This is a genomic window from Streptococcus sp. GMD6S, assembly GCF_000297015.1.
In genome coordinates, this window is record NZ_AJRH01000252.1 from 1 (window position 1) to 593 (window position 593).

A 593-nucleotide genomic window follows, 5' to 3' on the forward strand; every position below is an offset into this window, starting at 1 on the left:
CGTCCTTCCATCAAGATATCATAAAATACTGCAAAGTCATCTGTGAGAAAAACAATATTGGAGACGCTTTTTGCTGCACTGGTGGCTCCATTCATAGCAAAACTAATATCTGCTTTTTTGAGAGCCAGAACATCATTGACACCATCACCACTCATGGCGACTGTTTTCCCAGCATTCTGCAAAACGGTCACCATCTTTTCTTTCTGCTCTGGTGTCACGCGACCAAAGATATCATGCTCCAAAACCACTCTTTCAAAGTTCTCATCACTCACCTTGGTCATATCAATCGCACGGGCTTCTTCTTTAAAACCTGCCTTACGAGCAACCCCATATACAGCCACATGATTATCTCCACTGATAATCTTTACTTCCACTCCCTGAGACTCGAAATAGTCAAAGGTTTCCTTGGTATTATCCTTAATCTCATCTGACAGAACGACGTTACCTAGTAATTCCATATTGGCTGGGGTAGTAATCTGGTCCTTGCTATGAGCGAGTGTCAAGATTCGAAAACCTTGCTGTTTTAGATTTTCATAGTAGGCATCCATCGGCTGGGTAAAGCCTAGAAATTCATAGGCTCCGAAGAAATAGGT

The 593-nt window shown here is 42.3% G+C and carries 1 protein-coding gene; it reads right to left on the reverse strand.

The features are described from left to right. Window positions 1–593, reverse strand: a 593-nt coding sequence (locus tag GMD6S_RS09995; RefSeq protein ID WP_000319979.1) for an HAD-IC family P-type ATPase, incomplete at both ends; no start/stop codon positions are given.